Source organism: Pseudomonas sp. AC193 (genome assembly GCF_979258075.1).
Window position 1 is genome coordinate 2,658,668 of record NZ_OZ409832.1, and the last position, 24,594, is coordinate 2,683,261.

Here is a 24,594-nt window from a genome sequence, read left to right on the forward strand (position 1 = left end):
CTCCTGCCCGGATTTTATCCGCCGCGAACAACGCTACGCCGACGCATCAAACGATACGCCGCCGGTATCACCAACAGCGACAGCAAAGGCGCTGTGACCATGCCGCCGACCATCGGCGCGGCGATGCGGCTCATGACTTCGCTGCCCGCGCCGCTGCCTGACAGGATCGGCAACAGCCCCGCGATGATCACGGCCACGGTCATCGCTTTGGGGCGAACCCGTTGCACCGCGCCTTCGCGAATCGCTGCCAGCAAGCCTTGCTCGGTGCGCTCGCCAAGCGCTTCCCGTTCGGCCCAGGCGTTTTTCAGGTAGAGCAACATGATCACGCCGAATTCGGCAGAAACCCCGGCCAGCGCGATAAATCCAACACCGGTCGCGACCGACAGATTGAACCCCAGCAGATAGAGAAACCACGCCCCGCCCGTCAGCGCAAACGGCAACGTGGCCATGATCAACACCGCCTCATCCCAACGATTGAAGGTCAGATAGAGCAGCACAAAGATGATCAGCAATGTGGCCGGCACCACCAGTTTCAACCGGGCGTTGGCCCGTTCGAGAAACTCGAATTGCCCCGAATAACTCAAGCTCATACCCGGTTCCAGCGTGACGTGGGCATTGACCGCTGTGCGCAGATCGGCGACTACCGACGCAATATCCCGGCCCCGCACGTCGATGTAGACCCAGCCTGACGGTCGGGCATTTTCGCTTTTGAGCATCGGCGAGCCATCGGTGATGCGAATGTTCGCCACAGTGCCGAGGGTGATCTGGCTGCCGGAGGCGGTGTAGATCGGCAACTGCGCCAAGGCTTGCGGCGAGTCGCGCCACTCACGCGGATAACGCACGTTGATCGGGAAGCGTGCCAACCCTTCGACGGTTTCTCCAACGTTCTCGCCACCGATGGCACCGCTGACGATCGCCTGCACATCGGCGATGTTCATGCCGTAACGGGCCGCTGCCTGCCGGTCGATATCGACGTCGATGTAGCGGCCACCGGTCAGGCGTTCGGCCAGCGCCGAGCTGACGCCGGGCACCTGTTTCGCCACTTGCTCGACCGCTTGGGTGACGGCATCGATTCGCCCCAGATCAGTTCCGGCGACCTTCACCCCGACCGGACTTTTGATGCCGGTGGCGAGCATGTCGATACGGTTGCGAATCGGCGGTATCCAGATGTTGGTCAGCCCCGGCACCCGCACCACGCGATCCAGCTCCTCCACCAGTTTTTCCGGAGTCATGCCCGGTCGCCACTGATCGTGCGGTTTGAACTGAATAGTGGTTTCGAACATTTCCAGCGGTGCCGGATCCGTTGCTGTTTCAGCGCGCCCCGCCTTACCGGAGACGTGCTCGACTTCCGGCACCGTCTTGATCAGCCGGTCAGTCAGTTGCAGCAGTTGCGCGGCTTTTTGCGCCGACAAGCCCGGTAACGCCGAGGGCATATACAGCAGATCGCCTTCGTCCAGCGGCGGCAGGAATTCACCGCCCAAACGCAACAGCGGCCATAGCGCACTGAGAAACACCAAAGCCGCCACTAGCAAGGTGATTTTCGGCCGGCGCAACACCACATCCAGCGCCAGCTGATAAATGCGGATCAGCCAACGGTTCAATGGATTCTGGTGTTCGCCGGGAATCCGTCCGCGAATCCAATAGCCCATCAGCACCGGCACCAGCGTCACCGACAAACCGGCGGCGGCTGCCATTGCCCAGGTTTTGGTAAAGGCCAACGGGCCAAACAAGCGCCCTTCCTGCGCCTGCAACGTGAACACCGGAATAAACGACAAGGTGATGATCAGCAGACAAAAGAACAGCGCCGGCCCCACTTCCGTCGCCGCCTCCGTCATGACTTGCCAGTGCCGCTCGCCCTTCAACTCTTCGCTGGGATGAGCCGCGTGCCACGCCTCGATTTTTTTGTGCGCGTTCTCGATCATCACCACCGCCGCATCGACCATCGCGCCAATGGCAATGGCGATGCCGCCCAGTGACATGATGTTGGCGTTGATCCCTTGGTAACGCATGACGATAAAAGCCATCAGCACACCCACCGGTAACGAAATGATCGCCACCAGCGACGAGCGCAGGTGCCAAAGGAAAATCCCGCAGACCAACGCCACGACGATGAACTCTTCGATCAGTTTATGGCTGAGATTTTCCACGGCATGGTCGATCAACTTGCTGCGGTCATAGGTGGTGACGATCTCGACGCCGGGCGGCAGGCTGCGTTTCAGGTCATCGAGTTTGCTTTTGACGGCGGCGATGGTCTCGCGCGCATTTTTGCCGCTGCGCAAAATCACCACGCCGCCAACGGTCTCGCCTTCGCCATCCAGTTCAGTGATGCCCCGGCGCATTTCCGGGCCCAGCTGAATCGTCGCGACATCGCCCAAAGTCACCGGCACGCTGCCCGAACCGAGCTTGAGCGGGATCGCCCGGAAGTCCTCAAGACTCTTCAAGTAACCCGAAGCACGTACGATAAATTCGGTCTCGGCCATTTCCAGCACCGCACCGCCCGCCTCCTGATTGGCCTTGCCGATGGCCTCGCTGACTTGCGCTTGAGTGATGCCCAGACTGGCCATTTTCAGCGGGTCGAGTTGTACTTGATATTGCTTGACCATACCGCCCACCGTGGCCACTTCGGCAACGTTGGGCAGGGTCTTCAGTTCAAACTTGAGGAACCAGTCCTGCAATGCGCGCAGTTGCGCCAGATCGTGGCCGCCGGTGCGATCCACCAACGCATATTGATAGATCCAGCCTACGCCCGTGGCATCCGGGCCTAGCGCCGGTTTCGCGCTGGCCGGCAAGCGGGTCTGGATCTGGCTGAGATATTCCAACACCCGCGAACGCGCCCAATACAGGTCGGTGCCGTCCTCGAACAGCACGTACACATAGCTGTCGCCGAAGAACGAATAACCGCGCACGGTCTTCGCGCCCGGCACCGACAACATGGTGGTGGCCAGCGGATAGGTGACCTGATTTTCAACAATCTGCGGCGCCTGCCCCGCGTACGGCGTGCGGATGATCACCTGTACATCGGAGAGATCCGGCAGCGCATCGATCGGAGTGTTTTGCACCGACCAGATGCCCCACGCCGTCACGAACAACGTCGCCAGCAACACCAGCAATCGGTTGGCCACCGACCAGCGAATCAGCGCGGCAATCATGGCTGTCCCTCCATGTTGCCCATGCCGTCGCCAGCGACAATGCCTTTGAGGCTGGCCTCGGAATCCAGCAGGAACTGGCCCGACGTCACGACCTTCTGGCCCTCTTCAAGTCCTTTGATGATCTCGGTGTTGCCGGCACTCTCCTGACCGGTTTGCACTTCGACCGGACGGTAACGGCCGGCGTCTTCAGCCACCATCACCAGACTGCGGCGTCCGGTGCGAATCACCGCTTCACTGGGCACCGACAACACGCTGTCTGCCGAACGCTGATTCAACGTGACGTGCGCAGTCAGACCGGGGCGCAGGCGCTGATCCGGGTTGGGCAGTTCAACCCGCACGCGCACGGTTCGGCTGTCAGCATTGGTTTGCGGCAAAATCGCGCTGACTTCGCCTTCGAAAGGCCTGCCCGGAAACGCTGGCAATCGGGCAACAACCGCTTGCCCAACAGCGATCGACGCGGCTTGCGCTTCGGGCACCGCCATGGCCAGCCACACGCTGCCCAAACCATTCACCCGCGCCAGGGTTTCGCCCGCCGCGACGCTCATTCCGAGGCGGACATTGAGTTCCTGCAACACCCCGCCGATCGGGCTAGTCAGTGTCAGATACGGCTGAACCTTGCCGCCGCGCTCGACCTGCGCAATCAGCGCGGACGGCATGCCGGTGAGCCGCAGACGTTGACGAGCTGCGTCCAGCAAACCCTTATCGCCAATGCGCTTGAGCGCCAGAAACTCGGTCTGCGCCGCCGCCCATTCCGGCACCAGAATGTCCGCTAATGGCGCATTGGCCTTGAGCACATCGCCGGGCGCAAGCGCATAAACCCGCTCGACGAAACCCGCTGTGCGCGCTTGAATCACTGCGACATCGCGCTCATTGAAGGCAACGATGGCGCTGACATCGAGGCTGGTTTGAAAGACGCTACGGCTGACTGTCGCTACACGCATCCCGAGGTTTTGCATCACGGCGGGATCAACGCTGATCGTCGCTCGATCATCGGAACCGCTGGCGTACTGCGGAACCAGTTGCATGTCCATGAACGGCGATTTGCCCGGTTTGTCGAACTTCTGCTGCGGGTACATCGGGTCGTACCAGTACAGCGCTTGGCGTTCGGCCGACGCGTTCATATTGGGTGCTGCGGACATTTCAGGGGCCGCGCTTTTGCGTAGATCAGCCACCCAATAACCACCCGCACCACCCACCAGCAACGCGATGCCTGCGATCCATGCCCCGTTTCGGTTAAGGCTCATTGCGCATACTCCCCATAAGCAAAATACAGCCGCGCATTGGTCAGCGCGCGCTGCTCTTCGACGTCAACCTGTTTCAGGCGCGCTTCAATCAGCTCACGCCGCGCCGCCACTACTGCATTCAGATCGCCTTTGCCGGCGCGATAACTCGCCATGCTCAATTCGACTTTTTCTTCGGCCAGCGGCAACAGACTCTTCTGGCTGCGTAACACCGCACGATTCAAGCGTTCGAAGTCGGCCAATTGGCTTTCCAGCTGCTCGGTGTGCTCGCGTGACATGGCGTCGCGCTCGGCCTCAAGCTGACTCAGCTCGGCTTGCCGCGCGGCAATTACCGGGTTCTGCCGGGTTTCGGGGAACAGCGGCAAATCCCACGACAGCTGCACGCTGACCATGTCGCCGAACTGGCGATCACGGTGCTGATAATCCAGCTCCCAACTCCAGTCGGATTTCTTTTGCGCCTGAGCCTCGCGCACGCGCGCTTCCGCTTCGCGGGTCATTGGCACAAACGCCGCGAGGTCGGGGTGATGTTGAAGTTTGTGCGCGACACCCGAGGTATCCACCGGCCATTCCGGCAAGCGCCCCGTGGGTTTGTCGTTGGCCGCAGGGCCGATCCAGCGTTTGAGTGCGGCCCGCGTTTGCGCACGTTGGCGCTGCAGATCGTCCTGCTGCTCGGCGAGTTGCGCCGCTTCCTGTTTCGGTGTCACCGCGTCTGCCGGCTGCGCGCGGCCGCCGGCAATTTGCGCGTTGACCGTATCGGCGAGCAGGCGGTTTTCTTTGTAGAAATCCTGGAACAGCGCGTCCTTGCGCTCGACGGCATAACGGCTGATCCACGCCAGGGCGGTGGATTGGCGTACGTTCAAGCGTTCAATGCGACGCTCGGCGGCCGCACGCTCAACCGCCGCGCTGGCTACTTCAATGCGCGCCTGACGCTTGTCGGCGTTGGGCATTTCCTGGCGGACGCCGACCATTTGCATGGTCATGAAGTCATCGTCGAGGCTGCCGCGATTCGGACCGCTGACGGGGTAGTTCTGCACGCCCAACAGCAACTTGGGATCAGGCAATTCGCCGGCAGGAATGACGGCACTGCTGGCGGCGTGGATTTTTGCGTCTTGAGCGATCAACGACGGCGCGGTGTTTTCGGCCAACCGTAAGGCCTCGTCGAGCGTCAATGCGCTGGCGAGACCCGGCCACGCAAGCACGCTCGTCGCCAGGACGGTCGCAAGCGACCATCCTGCGCCAAAGCACTTGGAGTTCATGGTGAAGATTCCTGTGATGAGCCGCTGCCCGCGCGAAAAACACGCGCGCAGCCATGTCACCCCGTTAAATCGGGATGCGCTTCAAGGTGCGACAGGAATCAAACGCGTGGCGGACGCCACACCCCGGACGGGGTCGAGACAGGTACGGAATCGCCGGCAGAGCGCTGCACGACGGGGCTGAACAGGGTGACGGCAGGCTTGATGATCGACACTTGCAGCATGCCACCGGTCTTGCATTCTTGACCCGACTTGCACGGTTTGCCGTGGTCGACGGGGCTTTTCATGTCGTTGCAGCAGTCCATCCCCATGCCGTCCATCATCGCCATGCCCATCGACTGCATCGGGCAAGGCTCGGTCGACGTCTGCACGCCCGCCATCCCGCTGAGGGGAAGCGTCAGGCTGATCACAAAAAGGAGGAAAAACCGCAGATAGCGTTTCATGGGGTGGAGTGTAGCCGTCGAATAATGGGCTGACTATCAATGAGGCGAGATATCAACCCAACCGCATTAAGCCAACATTACTGTGAGACGCACCAACCGGTGCGCCCCTTCTGACATCGGCCTTATCCGATCACTGCACCTTGTACTGCATGAACTTCTCGACCATCTGATCGACCGTAAATGTCGCCGGGCGCTGACGTGGCGGGAATTGCTGGAAGGTGGCAAGGAACTGCTGAACCCGCGCCATCGCCGGCAAACCGACGACGCCCACCTTCTTGTCCCACCACTGGTTGTAGTTGTTGGAATCAGTATCCGCGCGCTCGAACGGATCGCGTCGCAGGTTGAACACTTTAGGGATGCGCAACTCGACAAACGGATCGCGCCAGACATCGAATTTATGCGCGCGCTGCTCAGCGAACACCAACTTCCAATCGCCGTCTCGGACGCCGAGCAATTTGCCGTCGTCGCTGAAGTAGTAGAAATCGGTGCGCGGGCCTTTGGCTTCTTTGCCTTCCAGATACGGCAGGAAGTTGTAGCCATCCAGATGCACTTTGAAGTCCTTGGTGCCGGCCTTGTAGCCCTTGAGCAATTGCTCTTTGACGTCCGTCACGCCGGCAGCGGCAAGCAGGGTCGGCATCCAGTCTTGGTGCGACATGATTTGATTGGAAATGGTGTCGGGTTTGATGTGGTTCGGCCAACGGACGATCGCCGGCACACGGAAACCACCCTCCCAGTTGGTGTTTTTCTCGCCACGGAACGGCGTGATGCCCGCGTCCGGCCACTGGTTGAAGTGCACGCCGTTGTCAGTGGAATAGATAACGATGGTGTTGTCGGCGACGCCCAGTTCATCCAGTTTTTTCAACAACTGACCGACCTGACCATCGTGTTCGAGCATGCCGTCGTTGTACTCGCCCTGCCCCGACTTGCCCGCGACTTTGTCACTGATGTGGGTGTAGTAATGCATGCGCGTCGAGTTGAACCAGACGAAGAACGGTTTATTCGCCTTGACAGCTTTGTCCATGAAGTTGGTCGAGGCCGCGAGGAATTCCTCGTCGATGGTTTCCATGCGTTTTTTGGTCAGCGCGCCGAGGTCTTCGATTTTGCCGTCGGCGCTGCTGCGGATCACGCCACGCGGGCGGAACAGCTTGTCCATGGCCGGGTTCTTCGTGCAGTCCGGGTCTTCCGGGCCTTCTTCGGCATTGAGGTGATAGAGGTTGCCGAAGAACTCGTCGAAACCATGTTGGGTCGGCAGGTATTCGTCGCGATCACCCAAGTGATTTTTGCCGAATTGGCCGGTGGCGTAGCCCTGCGGCTTGAGCAGTTCGGCGATGGTCGGGTCTTCGGGTTTGAGCCCGGTAACGGCGCCGGGAATGCCGACTTTGGTCAGGCCGGTGCGCACCGGATGCTGGCCGGTGATGAATGCCGCGCGCCCGGCGGTGCAGCTCTGTTCGCCGTAATAGTCGGTGAACATCACGCCTTCTTTGGCCAGCCTGTCGATGTTGGGCGTTTGGTAACCCATGATGCCGTTGCTGTAGCGACTGATGTTGGTGATACCGATGTCATCGCCGAAGATCACCAGAATGTTCGGCTTATCGGCCGCCAGTGCCGAAGACATGCCCGCCGCCAGCAAGGCGAACGCGCCGCACCAGCGCTTGAGCCGGTCGCTCGTGTTCATCATCGTCAGATCCTTTCTTATATTTATTGGGTGAAAAGCAGTGTCCGTAGGCTGCCTTGTGTTTTTTTTGCCGACTTGACATATCCCGCCGTTTTTTCGTCATTTGGCGCCATACACAAAAAAGGCTTCGGCTGAAATTCCTACCGGTGTTCTGGATGCGTCTACGCTCATTCCATTCCCCCGACACCACCCCCGCATCCGGAGCCACCGACATGATCCGTCCCTTGCTGACCGCCCTCACCCTGCTCGCGCTGAGCCTCCCAGCCCACGCTGACATCACGCCATTCCCCGCAGGCTTCAAGACGCAGGACATCAAGGTCGAAGGCGCGACGATGCACGTTCGGGTCGGCGGCAAAGGCCCGGCGGTGGTGCTGTTGCATGGTTTTGGCGATACCGGCGACATGTGGGCGCCGCTGGCAACGGATCTGGCGCGCGATCACACGGTGGTGGTGCCGGATCTGCGGGGCATGGGGTTGTCGTCGATCCCCGAGGGTGGCTATGACAAGAAGACTCAGGCCGGTGACATTCGCGCGGTGTTGAGCGCGTTGAAAATCGAACACTCGGTGGTCATCGGACATGACATCGGCACGATGGTCGCGTTTGCCTACGCCGCACGCTATCCGCAGCTCACCGATCGTTTGGTGGTGATGGACGCGCCCGTGCCCGGCATTACGCCATGGAACGACATCGTGCGTTCGCCGATGCTTTGGCACTTCGATTTTGGTGGTAAGGACATGGAGCGCTTGGTGGCTGGCCGCGAGCGCATCTACCTTGACCGCTTCTGGAACGAGTTCGCCGGCACCCCGGCCAAGGTCGATGAACAAACCCGTCAGCACTACGCCAAACTCTACGCGCGCCCGGGCGCCATGCACGCCGCTTTCGCGCAATTTCGAAGCATTCGTCAGGATGCCCTCGACAACGAGCCTGTCCTGCAAAAACACCTGAGCATGCCGGTGCTGGCGGTGGGCGGCGAGAAATCCTTCGGCAACAACGAGGCGATCGTCATGCGCAACGCCGCCGACAACGTCACGGAAGTGGTGATTCCAGCGGCAGGTCATTGGCTGATGGAAGAGGCACCGGCGCCGACGATTAAAGCCGTTCGGGACTTTATATCGCTGTGACCCCAGTTGTTGATTGCCTGGACTCGATCCATAGGTCAGGATTCACCCCTTTTCCAGCGGAGAGCAAACGTGGAGCGTCTATTCGTTTATGGAACCCTGGGCCCGGGGCGACCGAATGAGCATGTCATGCTAGAGATCGGCGGCGTCTGGGAAACTGCCACGCTCAAAGGCCGTTTGGCCGAAGCCGGTTGGGGCGCGGAATTGGGTTATCCCGGTCTGATCATTGCCGACGATGGCGACGACATTGCCGGCTACGTGTTCTCTTCCGAGAATTTCGCCGAACACTGGGCAGCGCTCGATGAATTCGAAGGTTCTGAATACCAGCGCCTGCTGACGCAGGTAACGCTGGCAGACGGCTCAACCATCGACGCTTACGTGTACGCTCTTCGCTAGTTGCTATTGCGCCTATAAAACCGAGTAAAACCGATGAACCGTCAAAAGAAACTCAAGCAGTTGTTCAAGGAAAAGGCCAAAAAGGCCAGCGCCAAACTGGCGCCAAAAAAGCCGAAATACGTCAGCAAGGCTGACCGCCTCAAGCTGGACGCCGAGGCCGCTACAACCCCGAGCGAAACCGCCGAAAGCTGATCCCCGCGTTTCAGGCCCGATTGCAGTGTTGCAACGCACACTGCAATCGGCGCTGCCTCATCGCGATTGATTGACCACGCGAATCTGCGTCAACCCTACCCGCTCGGCCTGTTCCAGAATTTCTTCCGGGGTGGCGTCTGCCGTGGGCATCAGCAAACCGTTTTCGGCATCGCCCAAATGCAACTCCAGTAGATGCATGGCCGCTTCATGCTCGGCCAGATGGGTGTCTTTGAGTTCGAAGGTGTGGCTACGCGGCTTGCCGTTAAACAGGTATTCCAGGGTATAGGTGTGCATGCGGATATCCGTCAGTGGTTGAATGGACAACTTAATATCCTGACGAGCCGGTCAGCTTTTAGTTCAACCAAATCACAATACAGCCCCCTGTGGCGAGGGGATTTATCCCCGTTGGGGAGCGTAGCGCCCCCTCTTCTAAACCCCCAACTACAAAAGGCAACGGGTCCGGCCTCGCTGGCTCGTGTAAAAAAGCACTGCGGCGGCTTCGCGCATAAAAATCTCGACGGTCTTGGGCCCGATCCCTTCGAATTCACCCAGACGTTTTTCGAAGGCCTGACGATCGGCGCTCGCCTCAACGACATTGCCGATCTTGCCGTCGTATTCGGCGTTGAGCTTGTGCGCCAATGCCAGCAATCGCGATGCCGTTGATTCGTCGTAACGCACGTAGTGAGCCTGGCCGAGCATCACCACCAATTGTCGATGGCTGCAGTGCGCCAGTTTCTGCGGCGTATCGCGCTGGTGCTGCTCAACAATCACCTGATAGGCCTTGGCCGCGATAGCGCCCTGAATCCTCTTACCCATCAAGAAACTGGCGAGCAGCCATTTGAACAGGGCCGTTTCTTCACCACCCTGAAGGTCGATGTTCAACTCGTGTGCGTTGATTGCTTTGTTCACCTGTCCGGCCCTTTGCGATATCTCTCAGTCAGCATCTAGACCCGACACGACTGCGAACGATCCAGTGGCGAGAATCGGTGAAGGAACCCTTATTCGTGCAGGACACCTAAGGTTTAACTACAGGAAGGTGGTCAAGCCCAAATGCATAAACCGTACTGTGCCAGGAGGATATTTTGGCTTATCTGGATTGGGTGCAATGGCCAGCGATGGTTGTGACCGTTCTCGCCGCATGGCTGATTGGATCGCAGCGACCGGCAAGGCGAATGTTCGGCTTTATCTGCTTTAGCCTGAGCAATGTGTTGTGGGTGATTTGGGGCGCCTATGCCGGGGCGTACGCGTTGATCGTTTTGCAGATTTGTCTGTTTCTGATGAACCTTCGCGGGCTGAGGAAAAACGCGAAGGGCAAGGAAAACCAACAAGCTCAAGATTGACGGTGGCCGTCGAAATTCTTCTTGAAGCCTCGGGCATTCATCCCCAAAAGGATGCACTCAAGGAGTATCAGCGCGTAGGCGTCGGCGTGCAGCCCCCAAATCACCCAGAGCGCATTGCTGAGGATGAATCCCCAGAAAGCGATCATTCGCCGGTAGGCTCGTTGCGATCCGATAAACCAGGCAGAGGCTACCGTAATGACCATGGCCGGCCACTGCATCCAATCGATGTACTGCAATTTCCGCTCCCGCCTACATTCGCGTCAAAGAGAAACACCGGTACTGACTTGTTGATCAAGCACAGGCACGGCCAGTGACGTACTCAAATTGGCCAGGTACTCACCAAATCCGCCGCGACACTTGTAATCCTTGCGAGCGCTGGTGATCACCGGATTTGTCGCCGTCCAGACGATATGAGCACCAATCCGCGTGAGATCACCCACCAGATGGACGTCTTCGTGGGCAGTGAGATGCTGGAATCCACCCGCGTTGCGGTAGGCCTCGGCACTCAAGCCGAGATTGGCACCGTGGATGTGCCGATGGTTTTCGATGAACTGATAATGCTCCAGGTACTTTGAGCGAACCGACTCACCGTGCTCGTTCCAGCTGTCCACCTCGACGGTGCCACAGACGGCATCGGCTTTGAATTCAATCTGCCGTGCCAGCCAATCGGCGGGCACGGCGGTGTCGGCATCGGTGAAGGCAAGCCATTTCGCGCCGGCGGCCAGCAAGTGCTCTGCGCCGGTGGCTCGGGCCTTTCCCACGTTCTGAAAAGAGGCCACGATCGTGCTCACGCCCAGCGCTGAAACGATCCGCCCGGTGTGGTCGGTGCAATCGTCGAGGACGACCACTACCGAGACCGACTGGCCCGCCAATGCAGGATGTTGCGCCGCGAACAGAACCGACTCAAGACAGGCCCTGATATGGCGCTCTTCATTATGTGCAGGGATCACGACACCGATCATTAACGCTACCTCCGACTATCAGAGTTACAGGCTCCTGCAGTCGACCGGTGGCTAAGCCATTAGGTTTAAAAAATCGCACAAGTGGCCGCGTTGGCGACCGCCAGTCATTTGTGTCCTTGAATCTATGAACTTACGTTCGCCGTTCCTCCTCTCCCGCTTACCATCCAGCTGAAGCGGGTAAGACGTCATGAGAGCACTCACTTATCACGGCGCGCACAGCGTCAAGGTCGACACGGTTCCTGATCCGGTTATCGAGCAAAGCGACGACATCATCCTGCGCGTGACCGCCACAGCGATCTGCGGCTCCGACCTGCATCTGTATCGCGGCAAAATTCCCACCGTCGAGCACGGCGATATTTTCGGCCATGAGTTCATGGGCATCGTTGAAGAGACGGGGTCAGCGGTGACTGCCGTGCAGCCGGGCGACCGCGTGGTGATCCCTTTTGTGATTGCCTGTGGCAGCTGCTTTTTCTGTCAGATGGATTTGTTCGCCGCTTGCGAAACCACCAACACCGGCCGTGGCGCGATCCTCAATAAAAAAGCCATTCCTTCCGGAGCGGCGCTGTTTGGATACAGCCATATGTACGGTGGCGTGCCCGGCGGCCAGGCAGAATACGTGCGCGTCCCCAAAGCCAACACCGGGCCGTTCAAGGTGCCGGGCACCCTGTCGGACGAGAAGGTTTTGTTCCTTTCCGACATCTTGCCCACCGCTTGGCAGGCGGTCACCAATGCAGACATCGGGCCGGGTTCAAGCCTGGCGATCTATGGCGCCGGCCCGGTGGGTCTGTTGAGCGCGGCGTGTGCGCGGATGCTCGGCGCCGAGCAGATTTTCATGGTCGATCACCACCCCTATCGCCTCGCCTATGCGCAGAAAACCTATGGCGTGATCCCGATCAATTTTGATGAGGACGATGACCCCGCCGACACCATCATCCGCCAGACCAAGGGCATGCGTGGCGTTGACGGTGCTGTGGATGCGGTGGGTTTTGAAGCGAAAGGCAGCACCACCGAAACCGTCCTCGCCACCCTCAAACTCGAAGGCAGCAGCGGCAAAGCCTTGCGCCAGTGCATCGCCGCCGTGCGACGCGGTGGCATTGTCAGTGTCCCGGGCGTTTACTCGGGGTTCATTCATGGCTTTCTGTTCGGCGACGCGTTTGACAAAGGCCTGACATTCAAAATGGGCCAGACCCACGTTCATCGTTTCCTCCCGGAACTGCTCGGACACATCGAAACAGGCCGGCTCTCCCCTGATGTGATCATCAGCCATCGCATGTCGCTCGAACAGGCTGCCGAGGGCTACAGGATTTTCGATAAACGTGAGGAGGATTGCCGCAAGGTCATTCTGACGCCAGGCGACAGCCACATTGCCTTGCCCGAGCTCGATGACGGCGTTGCGGTTCTGGCTACGTAAGCTTCATTCAGCGGCTAAAAAAGGAGCAGAGGATTCAGAGTTTTTGCGAGTCCTCTGGTTCCTTTTTTTAAGCAGTTTGCGTTGATTTCGCGGCGCTGTTATCCGCGTCGTTCGCATCGTAAAAATTCTTGGAATTTTTTTCTCTCGACACCACTCATTGGCGTATGAGCGTAAGGAGTAACTCATGAGCCAGACAGACATTTTCGTCATTGAATACAAGCTTCACGGGCAGCCGAAGTCTTTCGTCATACGCGCGAAAACCATGCGCAATGCCGATGCCTGGCATTGGGCGAGTTGTGATGCCGGCATCGCGCCGATTCCGAAACCGGGCAAGCCGCCATTGAAAGTCGTATCCAAGCCTCAGGCCGAGCGATTCGGCGTCACGGAGGTGAAGTGGCGTGAAACGGCGACCGTGGACTGGACAGAGGCTTGAGCTTAATGCGGCAGACCCGAGGGGTGGACTGCGATGCTTAAACAAATCGGCAACACACACATCCGCGTCGATCACCGCGCCAGCTGCCACTGTGGCGCGGTGATTCTTGAGCTGCACTTGCCTGAGGGTCTCCCGGCCCCGCACCGTTGCGATTGTTCGTTTTGCAAACGCAAAGGCGCGGTCGTGGCAGCGGTTCCGGCGGTGGACTTAAAGGTCATCCGGGGCGAATCGGCGCTCCGGACCTACCAATTCGGCAAGCACGTAGCCGAGCATTTTTTCTGTGGCAACTGCGGGATCTACACGCACCACCGACGCAGTACAAATCCGCAAGAGTTCGGCTTCAATGTCGGCTGCCTCGAAGGGGTCAACCCTTACGATCTGGACGAAGTGCCTGTCGCCGAGGGTGGGGTTTGGCAAACACCTTGATTGGAAGCGAAGAAGGATGGTACTCATCGGTCGGTCGAGAACCAGAATGGAATCTCACCCTGAGGACATACGGACATGAGCGCACGAAAAATATTAGTCACGGGTGCTGCCGGCAAGATCGGCAGCGCCTTCTACAAAGCGTATGGCGATGAACTGGTTCTGCGCTTAGCCGATATAGACGTATCAAAACTTGCCGATTCCAGCGAACGTTTCGCCCTCGACATCACCGATTTATCCCGTTGCCATGAAGCCTGCGAAGGCATCGACACCGTCATTCACCTGGCGGCCGATCCGAATCCGGACGCGGATTTCATGACCTCCGTCCTGCCAGTGAATATCGTCGGCACCTACAACATGCTGCTCGCCGCGAAGACGCAAGGCTGCAAGCGCTTCATCTTCGCCAGCAGCGCTCAGGCCATCGAAGGCTACCCCAAGGATGTACAAGTCCACGAAAGCATGGCGCCCCGGCCCGGCAATCTTTACGGGGTCGGCAAAGCGTTCGGCGAAGCACTGGCATCGCTGCATGCCAACGACGGTGCGATGACCACCGTCGCCGTGCGCATTGCCAACGTAAACGAGTTTCACCCGGGTGAAGCGCACAGCCACAGGGACGTTGCGGCGTTTATCAGTGTGCGGGACGTCGTCGCATTGCTGCGCGATTGCGCGGATGCCGAGCTGAACGGATTCCACGTTGTCCATGGCGTTTCGGACAATCGATACAAGCGCCTTTCGATTGATGAAACGCGAAAAGTCGTCGGCTATGCGCCGCTGGATGATGCCTTCAAGATTCTTGAGGGCAAATAACGCGCGTTAACCCAACGCCGTATCGAGAAACATCATCACTCCAAAACCAAGCATCAATCCAAGGGTCGCGGGCGTCTCGTGACCATTGCGATGGGTCTCTGGAATGACTTCATGGGACACCACAAAAATCATCGCGCCAGCCGCCAGACCGAGAGCGATCGGATACCCCAACGCGAAGCTGCTGGAAACGCCCAAACCGACGATGGCGCCGATGGGTTCCATCAGCCCTGAAGCGACGGCGATCAGCGCCGCTCGCAGTGCCGAAAGCCCCGTTACACGTAGTGCCAGCGCAACCGCCAGCCCCTCGGGAATATCCTGAATGGCAATGGCGGTTGTCAGCGGCAGACCCACCTGCATGTCGCCGTTGGCGAAACTCACACCAATCGCCATGCCTTCCGGCAGGTTGTGCAGAGTGATTGCCAATACAAACAGCCAGACTCGATTGATGCGCTTCGCTTCAGGCCCGCGCCGACCGCTTTTTTCGTGTTCGTGCGGCACGAAGCGATCCAGTCCGACCATTAGCGCCACGCCCAGCGCCAACCCGGCCACCACCACACAAGCCGCCAGCAACTGATTGCCGCACAAGGCCTGTGCCGCTTCGATGCCCGGCAGAATCAGCGAAAAAGAACTGGCGGCAAGCATCATGCCGGCCGCGAACCCAAGCATGATGTCCTGGGTACGCGCAGCGATGTCGCGCAACGCTATCGCCACCACCGCCCCTAATGCGGTGGCGCCAAATCCGGACAGTCCGCCCAGAAAAGCAAAATAAAGATTCGCCTTGTTGGCGCCGACAAATGCGCCATAGCCGCTGACCATCAACAAAACAGCCACGCACGCCAGCGCTAGCCAGAAGGCGCGACCTCCCCAGCCAGCGTTTGTGAGATGGCTAAACCAGTTTCGTGAAGACGTTTCGGAAGGCGTTGCAGGTTCGGACATCATTCCCACCATTCAATGTGTTTTCACTGATCAAGCGACGATCATTGGCCCCGGCAAGGAGGCCCATTGCGGGCCTCCGGTTCTCCGCGATCAGGAGGTGCCCAAGCCTTGGGAAAGATCGGCGGACGGGGGCGACGATGTTGCAGGCGAGGAGTCTGAACGGGCGGCGACAGCCTCTTGTTCAGTGGTTTTCGTCACGGTATCGCGAACCGCTTCGTAGCCTTCCTGCGCCTGTTTTTTCACCTTGTCGACCAGCCCGGCGCTGGTGCGCCCCATCATGCGCTGCTCGGTGCTGGTGGTTGGCAACGCGGCACCGAGCAAGGCGCCCAGAGCGATGCCGGCGGCGGCGACCACCAGGGGTTGTTCCTTGAGCAGTTGATTGAACTGCTGACCCAATACCTGTGAGTTGCGCGCTAACCGATCACCGGCATCGTGCATCGCATGGCTGAGGTTCTCACTGGCGGCACCAACGTTGTCGCCCAAGTGTGCGGCTTTGCCTTTCAGCGATTGGTAACCTTCTTTCAGCGAATCGGCCGTCTGGTGCAAATGGTCGCGCGCACTGTCGATACCGTCCGCCAAACCATCCGCCCATTCCCCGGCCTTGTCCTGATCGGGCCCGGTTCGATAGACGGGTTGCGGCACCGGCGGCCGGTTCTGGCTCATCATCAGCCACAACAGACCCACCGAGGTCAGCACCGCAGGCACGGGGTTGTTGCGCACGCTGGTGCCGAGGTTAGTGATAAACGTCGAGCCGTTGTTTTGCATCAGGCCCCAAGCCTGGTCGAACATCTGACCGGGGGTGAACTTGCTTTCCAGCTGGTCGACGATGTTGCCGATGCTGGCGCGCTGCGCGTCGATTTCCCGTTCGATCTGCTCGGGACTTTTTTGCGATTCGATATCCAGTTCAGTATTCATGAGACTTTCCTCCGCAGCGCTTCCTGATCTTTGTTCAGAGCGTCCAGCGTCCGGTCAGGTTTGAAATGGGACGGCTCGAATTGTTTCTTGCCGGTTTGCAACATGGCGAAGCCGATGATCATCACCACAACACCGACGATCAACGCTGCCAGCCACGGCGCCATGAACAGGCTCAAAGCGTAGACCGCCGACATCAGCAGGATGATGAAACCCGCCAGAAAAACGATTGCACCGCCCGCCACTGCTGCAATGCCGGCCTTCAGCGTGGTGAGGCTGGTTTGCAGTTCGGCCTTGGCCAAGGCCAGTTCCTTGGTGAATAACGCGGGCACTTCGCGGGACAGCTGTCGAAGCAGACCGACGACTGAAGCGTCGTCAGGTTGCGCAAGAGGTCTTGTGCCCGGCAGATCCGGATCGTCTCTGTTCATCACAGTTCTCCTTTCGCGACTGGCGCAACGGGGGTCGGTGCGGGCGACGTTTCATAAGGCCGATGGGCGCCATAACCGTCTGATGGCGGCATGGAGGAACTGCCTGCTGCCGGATCGTGTTGGGCGCTGACGGTGACCGCCGCGCCCGTGCCGGCCTTGAGGAATCGCGATAATCCGAACCCCACGGCAATGCTCCCTGCAATGAACAGCGCGGGATTGCTGCGCGCCAGATCCGCCGCATCGTGCAAGAGCTGTTCGGCACTTTTGCCGCGAAGATTGCCGGCCAGCCCCGTCATCGACTCCGCCATGTCGCTGAGGTAGTCGGACATGCCCAGTGAGTCCTTGTCCTCCAGTTCCGACACAAAGCTTTTCGCACCTTGCGCCAATGCCTCGATCTGATCGGCGGCGGTGTCGCGATATTGGCCAAACTGCGCATCGGCTTGATGCCTCGCGCCGCCCAACGCCTCGGTGACCTCTTCCTTTAAATGCTCAAAGTCGTGCTCAGGCTTGCTGCCTGCCGGATCGCCGGTCTGAGATCCTGCTCTGCTGTCTGAAGTATTCATGTCGTCCCTCGCCTTCTGAATGAAAACGTTTAACGGGACTGCGCAGCAAGGATTGCCCTGAGCCCCTCACTGCAGAGGACGGGGGAGTTTGACGCAGAGTTCAAAGAGGATGATGGGCGACCTGCAAGAAGGTTTTCCAGCAGCGACGGTCGCGCGCAAACATGGCGACGAGCGGTCTAAATGTAAAAAAGAATTTCAAGAACTGGCTGCGGTCAGACTCGTTACATTCAACGAGAGCTCGCACTCATGACTTTTGCACGTTTCTGCCAAGGCCTATCAAACTGGGCCGGCAGCTCGAAAACTTTTCTCCTCGCGATCGTCTTGATTGGGGTTTGGGGACTGACCGGGCCGTACTTTCACTACAACGATACGTGGCAACTGATCATCAATACGTCGACCACCATCATCACCTTCCTGATGGTGTTTCTGATCCAGAACACACAAAACCGCGACAACGACATTTTACATCTGAAGATTGATGAACTGATTCGCGCGACCACGGCGGCGCAGAATGCGACGTTGGGGCTGGATAAAATGGGTTCACGGGATCTGCGCAAACTGCGCGATCGCTATAGCTCGCTGGGTGAGCGTCACCAGGTCAATCTCGATCCTGAAGCGCATGAAGCGTTTGTTGATGGAGTGCCTGTCAAAGCTGCCGCCGCCGAAGTGGAGCCGGGTGAGACGCAACGCTGACGCAGCGGTTTTGAAGCGCGCCCCGGAATGTGTGCATGACATTACGAACTGTGGGAACGGGCTTGCTCGCGAAAGCGGTGAGTCATTTAACAATGCATTGCCTGAGCTGACGCCTTCGCGAGCAAGCCCGCTCCCACAGGGGGGGGTGTGGCGTGCCGGGGGTTTTGTGTATGGCAGAAAAACTTGTAGGAGTAGAGCTTGCTCGCGAAAGCGGTGGGTCATTCAACTATGCATTGCCTGAACTGACGCTTTCGCGAGCAAGCTCGCTCCCACAAGGATTTGGGGTGTGCTCCGGAATTTTGTGGGCGACAAAGAAACCTGTGGGAGCGGGCTCGCTCGCGAAAGCGGTGGGTCATTCAACAATGCGTTACCTGAGCTGACGCCTTCGCGAGCAGGCTCACTCCTACAGGGATTTTGTGGGCTCCCACAGGGGGGTTGGGGTGTGCTCGGGGTTTTGTGTACTACAAAAAACCTGTGGGAGCGGGCTTGCTCGCGAAAGCGGTGGGTCATTCAACAATGCGTTACCTGAGCTGACGCTTCGCGAGCAGGCTCACTCCTACAGGGATTTTGTGGGCTCCCACAGGGGGGTTGGGGTGTGCTCGGGGTTTTGTGTACTACAAAAAACTTGTGGGAGCGGGCTTGCTCGCGAAGGCGGTGGGTCATTCAACACTGCATTGCCTGGGCTGACGCTTTCGCGAGCACGCTCGGCTCCTACAGTGAACAACGGGTGTCTGAGGGGGATTTGGCTCGGCATAGTTTTTATGCCTGAAAGGCATTGCTGTCCCAAGCTATGCGCTGTCGCTCATATGCCCAAAGCGACTAACCAGCACATTTTTAATTATTTTATTTCTGCGTGTGTACGCCGCTATACCTGCGCCTTCGATCCGGCACCTCGCTGGAATTTGCAGGAGCATCCGTGTGAGTCGAACGACGTCGTTTAGCAGAATTTCCCTTCCGAAAGCCGCGCTTACCCTCGCCGCTTTACTCGTTTCCAGTCTGACGCTGGCCGATACGGTCAAGGAAATCCGTATCGCCGTGCCTGACATCAGCGCCGGGCCGACGCCCAGCGGCGCCGGGATTGTCGATGTGTTACGCGACCGACAAACCCTGGAAAAGGAGTTCGAAAAGGACGGCATCAAGATTCGTTGGGACTTCTTCAAAGGTGCGGGGCCGGCGATCAATGAGGCCTTGGCCAACAACCAGGAAGACTTCGCTTACCTCGGCGACTTGCCGGCGATCATCGGCAAGGCTGGTGGTCTCGACACGCGTTTGCTCAGTGCGACGGCCCGTGACGTCAAACTCTATCTCGCCGTACAGCCGGGCTCGGGCATCACCACCCTCGAAGCGCTGAAAGGCAAACGCGTCGCTATCTTCCGAGGCACCGCCACGCAACTTTCGTTTGCCTCGGCACTCGCGCACCAAGGCTTGAAAGAGAGCGACTACAAAGTCGTCAACCTCGACTACAACGCCGCCAACGCGGCACTCGCCGCCAAGCAAATCGACGCGACCTGGTCGGGCGCCGGCGTGATTGCGCTGAAGGCACGCGGCCTCGCCGAATTGCCGCTGACCACCGTCGACCTCGATGGCGCCGGCAGCATGCAAGCCGTGCTGTTAGGCCGTGGCGCCTTCGTCGACGCACATCCAGAACTGGTCGCGCGCCTGATCAAGGCGCAACAACCCGCCATCACCTGGCTGCGCAACGACGACCACAAACAGGACTACATCAACCTGGTTTCAAAACTCGCCAGCTTCCCCGCAGACATCCTCACCACCGATGCCAAAGACCAATCGCTGGTAAAGATTTTCGCCCCGCAGCTCGACGCGCCGTTCCTCGACAACTTGCAGCGCAGCGTCGATCTGGCGCTCCAGGCGAAACTGATCCGCAAAGGTTTTGAAGTGAAAACCTGGGCCGAGCCGCGCTTCATCGAGGCTGCCCTGCAACACACCGACACCGCTTCGCAAACCCCACAAGCCAGCCGCTAAAACAAGGACTCTCCATGACCACGTTGTTCATTTTCCCCGGTGCCTGCTCGTTCGCTGCCCATGTCGTGATCCACGAATTGCAACTGCCGATCAACGTCGAGCGCGTGACCCTTGGCGACCCGAACTCGCCGTATCGCCAGATCAACCCGACCGGCCGTGTACCAGCGCTGTTGCTGGATAACCAGACGCTGCTTACCGAAAACACCGCGATCCTGCCGTACCTCGCCGACCTCAAACCCGGCACAGAATTATTCGCACCGGCAGGTTCGGTCGAGCGAGCGCAGATTCAAGGCTGGCTCGGTTACGTGGCGACCGAGATCCACGTCGGCGCGTTTCGCCCGATCAACCGCCCAGAGCGTTACAGCGCTGACGAAAGCGCATTCCCCGGCATTCGCCAGCGTGCGCTGGAACAACTGAGCAACGCACTGAAACCGATCGAAGCACGACTGGCGCAAACCGAGTATCTGGTCGGTGATCGTTTCACCGTGGCGGACGCCTACCTCGGCGTGTTCCTCGGCTGGAGCGCTCGCGTCGGTGTGCTCAACGATTTCCCTGCGCTGCAGGCCGCACTCGGTCGCTTCCGCGCGCGGGAATCAGTGGTGCAGACCTTGGCCGCCGAAGGCCTCGCCTGAATCACCCCGAGGACGGATAACCGAACACGCCGGAGAACCACCATGCCAAGCACCGATACCATTGCCACCTGGGCCCAGGTCATCGCCCGCACGCTGGAAGCACAGGGCATCGACGCCGCCCCGCTGCTGAGCGAGGCCGGTATCAGCCGTTGTCATCTGCATGACCCTGATCAGCGCATCGCCCTCCCCGCCATGAGCGCATTCTGGCGGGCGGCGCGGCGCATCAGTGCTGACGAATGTTTTGGTCTGCAAGTGGCGCAGCACAGTTATCCGACCGATTTTCACGGGTTGTTTTTCGCCGCGCAAAGCAGTTCGACGGTGATTGAAGCGTTGCAACGGGGCGTGCGTTACGCCCCGGTGATCACCACGTCGGCGGCAATGAGTCTGGTGCGCGGGCCGCACACCACGCGCATGGTTTACGGCGTGGCCGACGGCGCCGAGGTGGAGCAGATCGCCACCGAAGCGTCGATTGCCTGCGCGGTGCGCTTCACCCGGCAAACCTGGGTGGATTTGCCGATCGTGCACGGCGTGCGCCTGGCCCGCCCTGCCCCACAAGATCCGCTGCGCTGGACACGTTTGCTCGGTTGCCCGATCCGCTTCGACGCCGGCGAAAATGCCATCGAATACAGCAACCGCTGGCTGGATGCGCCGCTGACCACGGCCAATCACGCCGTGGCCCAAGGACTCGATGGCGTGCTCAACGACTACCTCGAACGGCAACGACGCCTGAATCTGCCGGAGCGGGTGCGCGCGGCGATTATTCGTTACTTGCCTCTGGGTGAAGTTCAGCAAAGTCGTGTCGCAGACGAGCTCGGCATGAGCGTGCGCAATCTGCATCGGCACTTGCTCAAACACGACAGCAGTTTCAAGGCGTTGCTCGACGATTGCCGGCGACAACTGGCGTTCAGTTACCTGCGCCAGACCGACTGCTCGATCAACGAAATCTGCTATCGACTGGGCTTCAATGAGCCGAGCAGTTTCAATCGCGCGTTCCGTCGCTGGACCGGCGAAAGTCCCGGCAAATGGCGGCGTGATGATGTGCCGTTGCAACCTCAACGTTACGTGCCACGGCCCACTGTTTTCGCGGCTGAGCGAGCACTGTCGATCGCGGTTTGAGTCACTTGTCTGCGGCGAACCATAGGTTGTCCGCGCAGGCCCCTTTTCTCTCCTTCACACGCTCTAGCATGGCACTCCTACCGAGCCCGACCGATTGCGTCGCGCGGCAAAAAAAGGAGCTCTGCGTCCATGCTTTTACGTTACTCGGCCACCACGGCCCATCGCCTCAAGCCCCTGAGCTTTTCCTTATGGCTGGCGCTGCCCGGTGTCCTCTGCTCGACCCAGAGCTTCGCCGCCGATGAGCCCGAAGCGTCCACACCGACGGCAACTCAAGCCGACAACTCGACGCCACGGCTTGAACAGGTCACCGTGACCGCGCGCCGTCGCGAAGAACAGTCGCAAGACGTACCGACGCCGATCACCACGCTCAGCGGTGCCAACCTGGAAACCCAGCGCATCTACAAGATTCAGGATCTGCAACAGGCCTTGCCGAGCGTCAACGTCGCTTATGTCCATGCGCGGGTTTCCAGTTTTGCCGTGCGCGGGATCGGCAACAACCCGGCCAGCGATGGCCTCGAAGGCAGCGCCGGGATTTACCTGGATAACGTCTATCTCGGCCGTCCCGGCATGGCCGCGTTCGACATGCTCGACGTTGAGCAACTGGAATTGCTGCGCGGGCCGCAAGGCACGTTGTTCGGCAAAAACACCACGGCGGGCGTGCTCAACATCACCACCCGTGGCCCGACGTTCACCCCCGAGCGCAGCCTCGAAGTGTCGGGTGGGCAGGACGGCTACTTTCAGGGCAAAGGTACGGTGTCCGGGCCGTTGACCGACACCCTCGCCGGTCGCCTGTCGTTCTATCGCACCCGCGATGACGGCTACCTGAACAATCGCCACGACGACCGCACGCTGCTCGGTGGTGAGCGCGAAGGTTTGCGTGGGCAATTGCTGTTCAAACCCAACGACGATTTCAGCCTGCGCTGGATCAACGAATACAACAGCGAAAACTCCAGCAGCGGCAGCAGCGTGATTTACGGCGCGGGGCCCGTGTTCTGGCGCCGCGCGGCACTCGTTGGCGCGAATCCGCAGGTGGGCGAGAGCAACATCGATGGCCGCCAGAACGTCAGCGTGCACCAGAACGCCAGTTCCGTCGAAGCCAACTGGAACCTCGCCGGCGGCTACACGCTGACCTCGATCAGTGCTTATCGCAGCTGGCACTTCAACCCGGCCAACGACGCCGACCAACTGGAAGTCCCGGTGATCAACGACTTCGGCTACGAAGTCCACGACCGGCAGTTCTCGCAGGAAGTGCGCCTGGCTTCGCCTAAAGGCGAGTTCTTTGATTACGTGGTTGGCGCCTACGCGTTCAAGCAAGACCTCGGCAACCGCATCTTCACCGACCTCGGGCCGCTGGCGGATCTCAACCTGATCGGCGCCAATCTCAATGCGCTGAACAACGTCAGCAGCAAGGTCAACGGCAAGATCGACACCGAGAGCTACGCGCTTTTTGCCCAAGGCACCTGGCACCTGACCCACCGCCTCGATTTTAGCGCCGGCATCCGTGGCACTTACGAAGAAAAAGAAGCCAACGTCAAGCGCTTCGCCCCTGAGGGTGGCGGCACGCCAGTGGTGATCCCGGGCGTGGTCGATGGCAACGCGATCCGCGCCGGCCAGGTCGGCGCCTACGACACCGGTGACCTGCACCTGTACAACGCCGCACCGTCGTTTCTGGCCAGTTTGAGCTACCACTTCAGCGACGATGTGTTGGGCTACACCTCGTTGTCCCACGGCGAAAAATCCGGCGGCGTCAACCTTGCGGTCGGCTCGGCACCGAGCGCTGGCGCTGAGTCATTGCTGGTCGGCCCCGAGCGGGCGAACGATGCGGAACTGGGGATCAAAAGTCAGCTGTTCGACCAGCGTTTGCAACTCAACGCGAACGTATTCTGGACGGGCGTGAACGGCTATCAAGCCACCACTTACTACCAGCCGCCGGGCTCGTTGACCGGCTACCAATTGCTGACTAACGCCGGCACCGTGCGCTCACGCGGACTCGAATTTGAGGCCACCACCGTGCCGGTGCGCGGGCTGACGCTGAACGTCAACGGCTCGTTCAACGACGTCACGTATTTGTCGTTCAAAGACGCGCCCTGCCCCTCGGAAAACCCCGGCCAGACCAACTGCGACCTCAGTGGCCAGCGTGTGGCTGGCGCCTCGCGCTGGATCGGCAACATCAACGGCGAATACAAGTGGCCGCGCATTGACCGCATCGAACCTTACGCCACCGGCAGCTATGCCTATCGCTCCGAGAGCGAAGGTACCCTCGACAACTCCGACCTGGCGAAGATCGACGGCTACGGCCTCGCCAACTTCTCGGTCGGCGCGCGCATGGACTACGGCGACGGTTTGCTGGACGCCTCGCTGTGGGTGAAAAACGCCTTCGATCGTGAGTATTACCTGGCTGTTGGCAGTGGTTCCAACGGTCTTTACACCGCCTCGCCAGGCCAGCCGCGCACTGCCGGCCTGACCTTGCGCTATGACTTCTGAGGAC

26 protein-coding genes are annotated in these 24,594 nt (G+C 59.6%); 13 read left to right on the forward strand and 13 right to left on the reverse strand.

All coding sequences use genetic code 11. The annotated features are described in order from the left end of the window. Positions 1-14 precede the first annotated feature (14 nt). The 5 genes from ACZZ0D_RS11945 to ACZZ0D_RS11965 form a co-directional block, all read right to left on the reverse strand. A complete protein-coding gene (locus tag ACZZ0D_RS11945; protein ID WP_463553341.1) occupies positions 15-3,149 on the reverse strand; it encodes an efflux RND transporter permease subunit in 3,135 nt (1,044 codons plus the stop codon). Next, positions 3,146-4,393, reverse strand: coding sequence for an efflux RND transporter periplasmic adaptor subunit (locus tag ACZZ0D_RS11950; RefSeq protein ID WP_463553342.1), 1,248 nt, complete (start codon positions 4,391-4,393; stop codon positions 3,146-3,148). Before ACZZ0D_RS11950 ends, ACZZ0D_RS11945 begins: the two co-directional genes overlap by 4 nt. After that, positions 4,390-5,646, reverse strand: a complete 1,257-nt coding sequence (locus ACZZ0D_RS11955; RefSeq protein WP_463553343.1) for a TolC family protein — start codon at positions 5,644-5,646, stop codon at positions 4,390-4,392. Before ACZZ0D_RS11955 ends, ACZZ0D_RS11950 begins: the two co-directional genes overlap by 4 nt. Before the next feature lie 98 nt (positions 5,647-5,744). Further along, on the reverse strand, positions 5,745-6,086 hold the full coding sequence (locus ACZZ0D_RS11960; protein WP_463553344.1) for a hypothetical protein: 342 nt from the start codon (positions 6,084-6,086) through the stop codon (positions 5,745-5,747). A 130-nt stretch (positions 6,087-6,216) separates the two neighbouring features. Further along, on the reverse strand, positions 6,217-7,761 hold the full coding sequence (locus tag ACZZ0D_RS11965) for an arylsulfatase (protein ID WP_463553345.1): 1,545 nt from the start codon (positions 7,759-7,761) through the stop codon (positions 6,217-6,219). Positions 7,762-7,973: 212 nt separating this feature from the next. Between ACZZ0D_RS11965 and ACZZ0D_RS11970 the strand changes: the two genes are divergently transcribed. From ACZZ0D_RS11970 to ACZZ0D_RS11980, 3 genes are all read left to right on the forward strand, one after another. Continuing rightward, positions 7,974-8,882, forward strand: coding sequence for an alpha/beta fold hydrolase (locus tag ACZZ0D_RS11970; RefSeq protein ID WP_282353372.1), 909 nt, complete (start codon positions 7,974-7,976; stop codon positions 8,880-8,882). A 69-nt stretch (positions 8,883-8,951) separates the two neighbouring features. Next, entirely contained in the window at positions 8,952-9,275 is a 324-nt protein-coding gene (locus ACZZ0D_RS11975) for a gamma-glutamylcyclotransferase family protein (RefSeq protein WP_463553346.1), read from the forward strand. A 33-nt stretch (positions 9,276-9,308) separates the two neighbouring features. Then, the gene (locus tag ACZZ0D_RS11980; RefSeq protein ID WP_463553347.1) at positions 9,309-9,467 is read left to right on the forward strand and encodes a DUF2986 domain-containing protein; all 159 of its coding nucleotides are present in this window, start codon (positions 9,309-9,311) and stop codon (positions 9,465-9,467) included. A gap of 57 nt (positions 9,468-9,524) precedes the next feature. On the opposite strand, the gene ACZZ0D_RS11985 is transcribed toward ACZZ0D_RS11980, so the two are convergent. Then, positions 9,525-9,761 (reverse strand): hypothetical protein, encoded by a 237-nt coding sequence (locus tag ACZZ0D_RS11985; protein ID WP_426620268.1) that lies wholly within the window; start codon positions 9,759-9,761, stop codon positions 9,525-9,527. A gap of 147 nt (positions 9,762-9,908) precedes the next feature. Next, positions 9,909-10,376, reverse strand: coding sequence for an HhH-GDP family DNA glycosylase (locus ACZZ0D_RS11990; RefSeq protein ID WP_463553348.1), 468 nt, complete (start codon positions 10,374-10,376; stop codon positions 9,909-9,911). A gap of 173 nt (positions 10,377-10,549) precedes the next feature. Between ACZZ0D_RS11990 and ACZZ0D_RS11995 the strand changes: the two genes are divergently transcribed. Further along, positions 10,550-10,807 carry a hypothetical protein gene (locus ACZZ0D_RS11995; protein WP_212546024.1) on the forward strand — a complete coding sequence of 86 codons (258 nt, stop codon included), beginning with the start codon at positions 10,550-10,552 and terminating at the stop codon, positions 10,805-10,807. On the opposite strand, the gene ACZZ0D_RS12000 is transcribed toward ACZZ0D_RS11995, so the two are convergent. After that, on the reverse strand, positions 10,798-11,043 hold the full coding sequence (locus ACZZ0D_RS12000; RefSeq protein WP_053119674.1) for a hypothetical protein: 246 nt from the start codon (positions 11,041-11,043) through the stop codon (positions 10,798-10,800). The genes ACZZ0D_RS11995 and ACZZ0D_RS12000 overlap by 10 nt on opposite strands. A gap of 24 nt (positions 11,044-11,067) precedes the next feature. Beyond that, positions 11,068-11,769, reverse strand: coding sequence for a glycosyltransferase family 2 protein (locus ACZZ0D_RS12005; protein WP_400748705.1), 702 nt, complete (start codon positions 11,767-11,769; stop codon positions 11,068-11,070). 187 nt (positions 11,770-11,956) lie between these two features. Between ACZZ0D_RS12005 and ACZZ0D_RS12010 the strand changes: the two genes are divergently transcribed. The 4 genes from ACZZ0D_RS12010 (at position 11,957) to ACZZ0D_RS12025 (ending at position 14,843) form a co-directional block, all read left to right on the forward strand. Then, complete coding sequence (locus tag ACZZ0D_RS12010) at positions 11,957-13,180, forward strand: zinc-dependent alcohol dehydrogenase (RefSeq protein ID WP_053119670.1); 1,224 nt, start codon at positions 11,957-11,959, stop codon at positions 13,178-13,180. Between the two features lie 184 nt (positions 13,181-13,364). Further along, positions 13,365-13,613 (forward strand): DUF6555 family protein, encoded by a 249-nt coding sequence (locus ACZZ0D_RS12015; protein WP_159811412.1) that lies wholly within the window; start codon positions 13,365-13,367, stop codon positions 13,611-13,613. Positions 13,614-13,646: 33 nt separating this feature from the next. Next, positions 13,647-14,039 carry a GFA family protein gene (locus tag ACZZ0D_RS12020; RefSeq protein WP_463553349.1) on the forward strand — a complete coding sequence of 131 codons (393 nt, stop codon included), beginning with the start codon at positions 13,647-13,649 and terminating at the stop codon, positions 14,037-14,039. 75 nt (positions 14,040-14,114) lie between these two features. Next, complete coding sequence (locus ACZZ0D_RS12025; protein ID WP_463553350.1) at positions 14,115-14,843, forward strand: NAD-dependent epimerase/dehydratase family protein; 729 nt, start codon at positions 14,115-14,117, stop codon at positions 14,841-14,843. Between the two features lie 6 nt (positions 14,844-14,849). On the opposite strand, the gene ACZZ0D_RS12030 is transcribed toward ACZZ0D_RS12025, so the two are convergent. The 4 genes from ACZZ0D_RS12030 to ACZZ0D_RS12045 form a co-directional block, all read right to left on the reverse strand. Next, positions 14,850-15,779, reverse strand: coding sequence for a ZIP family metal transporter (locus tag ACZZ0D_RS12030; protein WP_053120443.1), 930 nt, complete (start codon positions 15,777-15,779; stop codon positions 14,850-14,852). A 90-nt stretch (positions 15,780-15,869) separates the two neighbouring features. Beyond that, the gene (locus tag ACZZ0D_RS12035) at positions 15,870-16,694 is read right to left on the reverse strand and encodes a DUF3618 domain-containing protein (protein WP_463553351.1); all 825 of its coding nucleotides are present in this window, start codon (positions 16,692-16,694) and stop codon (positions 15,870-15,872) included. Beyond that, positions 16,691-17,119 carry a phage holin family protein gene (locus tag ACZZ0D_RS12040; RefSeq protein WP_159811416.1) on the reverse strand — a complete coding sequence of 143 codons (429 nt, stop codon included), beginning with the start codon at positions 17,117-17,119 and terminating at the stop codon, positions 16,691-16,693. Before ACZZ0D_RS12040 ends, ACZZ0D_RS12035 begins: the two co-directional genes overlap by 4 nt. Then, a complete protein-coding gene (locus ACZZ0D_RS12045; RefSeq protein WP_401237647.1) occupies positions 17,119-17,682 on the reverse strand; it encodes a hypothetical protein in 564 nt (187 codons plus the stop codon). Before ACZZ0D_RS12045 ends, ACZZ0D_RS12040 begins: the two co-directional genes overlap by 1 nt. A gap of 246 nt (positions 17,683-17,928) precedes the next feature. Here ACZZ0D_RS12045 and ACZZ0D_RS12050 point away from each other — a divergent pair, with 246 nt between their 5' ends. The 5 genes from ACZZ0D_RS12050 to ACZZ0D_RS12070 all read left to right on the forward strand — a co-directional run bounded on the left by ACZZ0D_RS12050 (position 17,929) and on the right by ACZZ0D_RS12070 (position 24,590). Then, positions 17,929-18,375, forward strand: coding sequence for a low affinity iron permease family protein (locus tag ACZZ0D_RS12050; protein WP_246542000.1), 447 nt, complete (start codon positions 17,929-17,931; stop codon positions 18,373-18,375). A 945-nt stretch (positions 18,376-19,320) separates the two neighbouring features. Further along, the gene (locus tag ACZZ0D_RS12055; protein WP_426620480.1) at positions 19,321-20,358 is read left to right on the forward strand and encodes an ABC transporter substrate-binding protein; all 1,038 of its coding nucleotides are present in this window, start codon (positions 19,321-19,323) and stop codon (positions 20,356-20,358) included. A gap of 14 nt (positions 20,359-20,372) precedes the next feature. Continuing rightward, entirely contained in the window at positions 20,373-20,990 is a 618-nt protein-coding gene (locus tag ACZZ0D_RS12060; protein ID WP_400644403.1) for a glutathione S-transferase C-terminal domain-containing protein, read from the forward strand. A gap of 42 nt (positions 20,991-21,032) precedes the next feature. Next, positions 21,033-22,106, forward strand: a complete 1,074-nt coding sequence (locus ACZZ0D_RS12065) for an AraC family transcriptional regulator (RefSeq protein WP_212546034.1) — start codon at positions 21,033-21,035, stop codon at positions 22,104-22,106. A gap of 129 nt (positions 22,107-22,235) precedes the next feature. Further along, positions 22,236-24,590, forward strand: coding sequence for a TonB-dependent receptor (locus tag ACZZ0D_RS12070; protein WP_463553352.1), 2,355 nt, complete (start codon positions 22,236-22,238; stop codon positions 24,588-24,590). Positions 24,591-24,594: the final 4 nt, after the last annotated feature.

Coding starts and splice junctions, on each gene's coding strand:
- ACZZ0D_RS11945 (WP_463553341.1), bottom strand. CDS start 3,149: ATGATTGCCGCGCTGATTCGCTGGTCGGTGGCCAACCGATTGCTGGTG.
- ACZZ0D_RS11950 (WP_463553342.1), bottom strand. CDS start 4,393: ATGAGCCTTAACCGAAACGGGGCATGGATCGCAGGCATCGCGTTGCTG.
- ACZZ0D_RS11955 (WP_463553343.1), bottom strand. CDS start 5,646: ATGAACTCCAAGTGCTTTGGCGCAGGATGGTCGCTTGCGACCGTCCTG.
- ACZZ0D_RS11960 (WP_463553344.1), bottom strand. CDS start 6,086: ATGAAACGCTATCTGCGGTTTTTCCTCCTTTTTGTGATCAGCCTGACG.
- ACZZ0D_RS11965 (WP_463553345.1), bottom strand. CDS start 7,761: ATGAACACGAGCGACCGGCTCAAGCGCTGGTGCGGCGCGTTCGCCTTG.
- ACZZ0D_RS11970 (WP_282353372.1), top strand. CDS start 7,974: ATGATCCGTCCCTTGCTGACCGCCCTCACCCTGCTCGCGCTGAGCCTC.
- ACZZ0D_RS11980 (WP_463553347.1), top strand. CDS start 9,309: ATGAACCGTCAAAAGAAACTCAAGCAGTTGTTCAAGGAAAAGGCCAAA.
- ACZZ0D_RS11985 (WP_426620268.1), bottom strand. CDS start 9,761: ATGCACACCTATACCCTGGAATACCTGTTTAACGGCAAGCCGCGTAGC.
- ACZZ0D_RS12005 (WP_400748705.1), bottom strand. CDS start 11,769: ATGATCGGTGTCGTGATCCCTGCACATAATGAAGAGCGCCATATCAGG.
- ACZZ0D_RS12010 (WP_053119670.1), top strand. CDS start 11,957: ATGAGAGCACTCACTTATCACGGCGCGCACAGCGTCAAGGTCGACACG.
- ACZZ0D_RS12015 (WP_159811412.1), top strand. CDS start 13,365: ATGAGCCAGACAGACATTTTCGTCATTGAATACAAGCTTCACGGGCAG.
- ACZZ0D_RS12020 (WP_463553349.1), top strand. CDS start 13,647: ATGCTTAAACAAATCGGCAACACACACATCCGCGTCGATCACCGCGCC.
- ACZZ0D_RS12025 (WP_463553350.1), top strand. CDS start 14,115: ATGAGCGCACGAAAAATATTAGTCACGGGTGCTGCCGGCAAGATCGGC.
- ACZZ0D_RS12030 (WP_053120443.1), bottom strand. CDS start 15,779: ATGTCCGAACCTGCAACGCCTTCCGAAACGTCTTCACGAAACTGGTTT.
- ACZZ0D_RS12035 (WP_463553351.1), bottom strand. CDS start 16,694: ATGAATACTGAACTGGATATCGAATCGCAAAAAAGTCCCGAGCAGATC.
- ACZZ0D_RS12040 (WP_159811416.1), bottom strand. CDS start 17,119: ATGAACAGAGACGATCCGGATCTGCCGGGCACAAGACCTCTTGCGCAA.
- ACZZ0D_RS12045 (WP_401237647.1), bottom strand. CDS start 17,682: ATGAATACTTCAGACAGCAGAGCAGGATCTCAGACCGGCGATCCGGCA.
- ACZZ0D_RS12050 (WP_246542000.1), top strand. CDS start 17,929: ATGACTTTTGCACGTTTCTGCCAAGGCCTATCAAACTGGGCCGGCAGC.
- ACZZ0D_RS12060 (WP_400644403.1), top strand. CDS start 20,373: ATGACCACGTTGTTCATTTTCCCCGGTGCCTGCTCGTTCGCTGCCCAT.
- ACZZ0D_RS12065 (WP_212546034.1), top strand. CDS start 21,033: ATGCCAAGCACCGATACCATTGCCACCTGGGCCCAGGTCATCGCCCGC.
- ACZZ0D_RS12070 (WP_463553352.1), top strand. CDS start 22,236: ATGCTTTTACGTTACTCGGCCACCACGGCCCATCGCCTCAAGCCCCTG.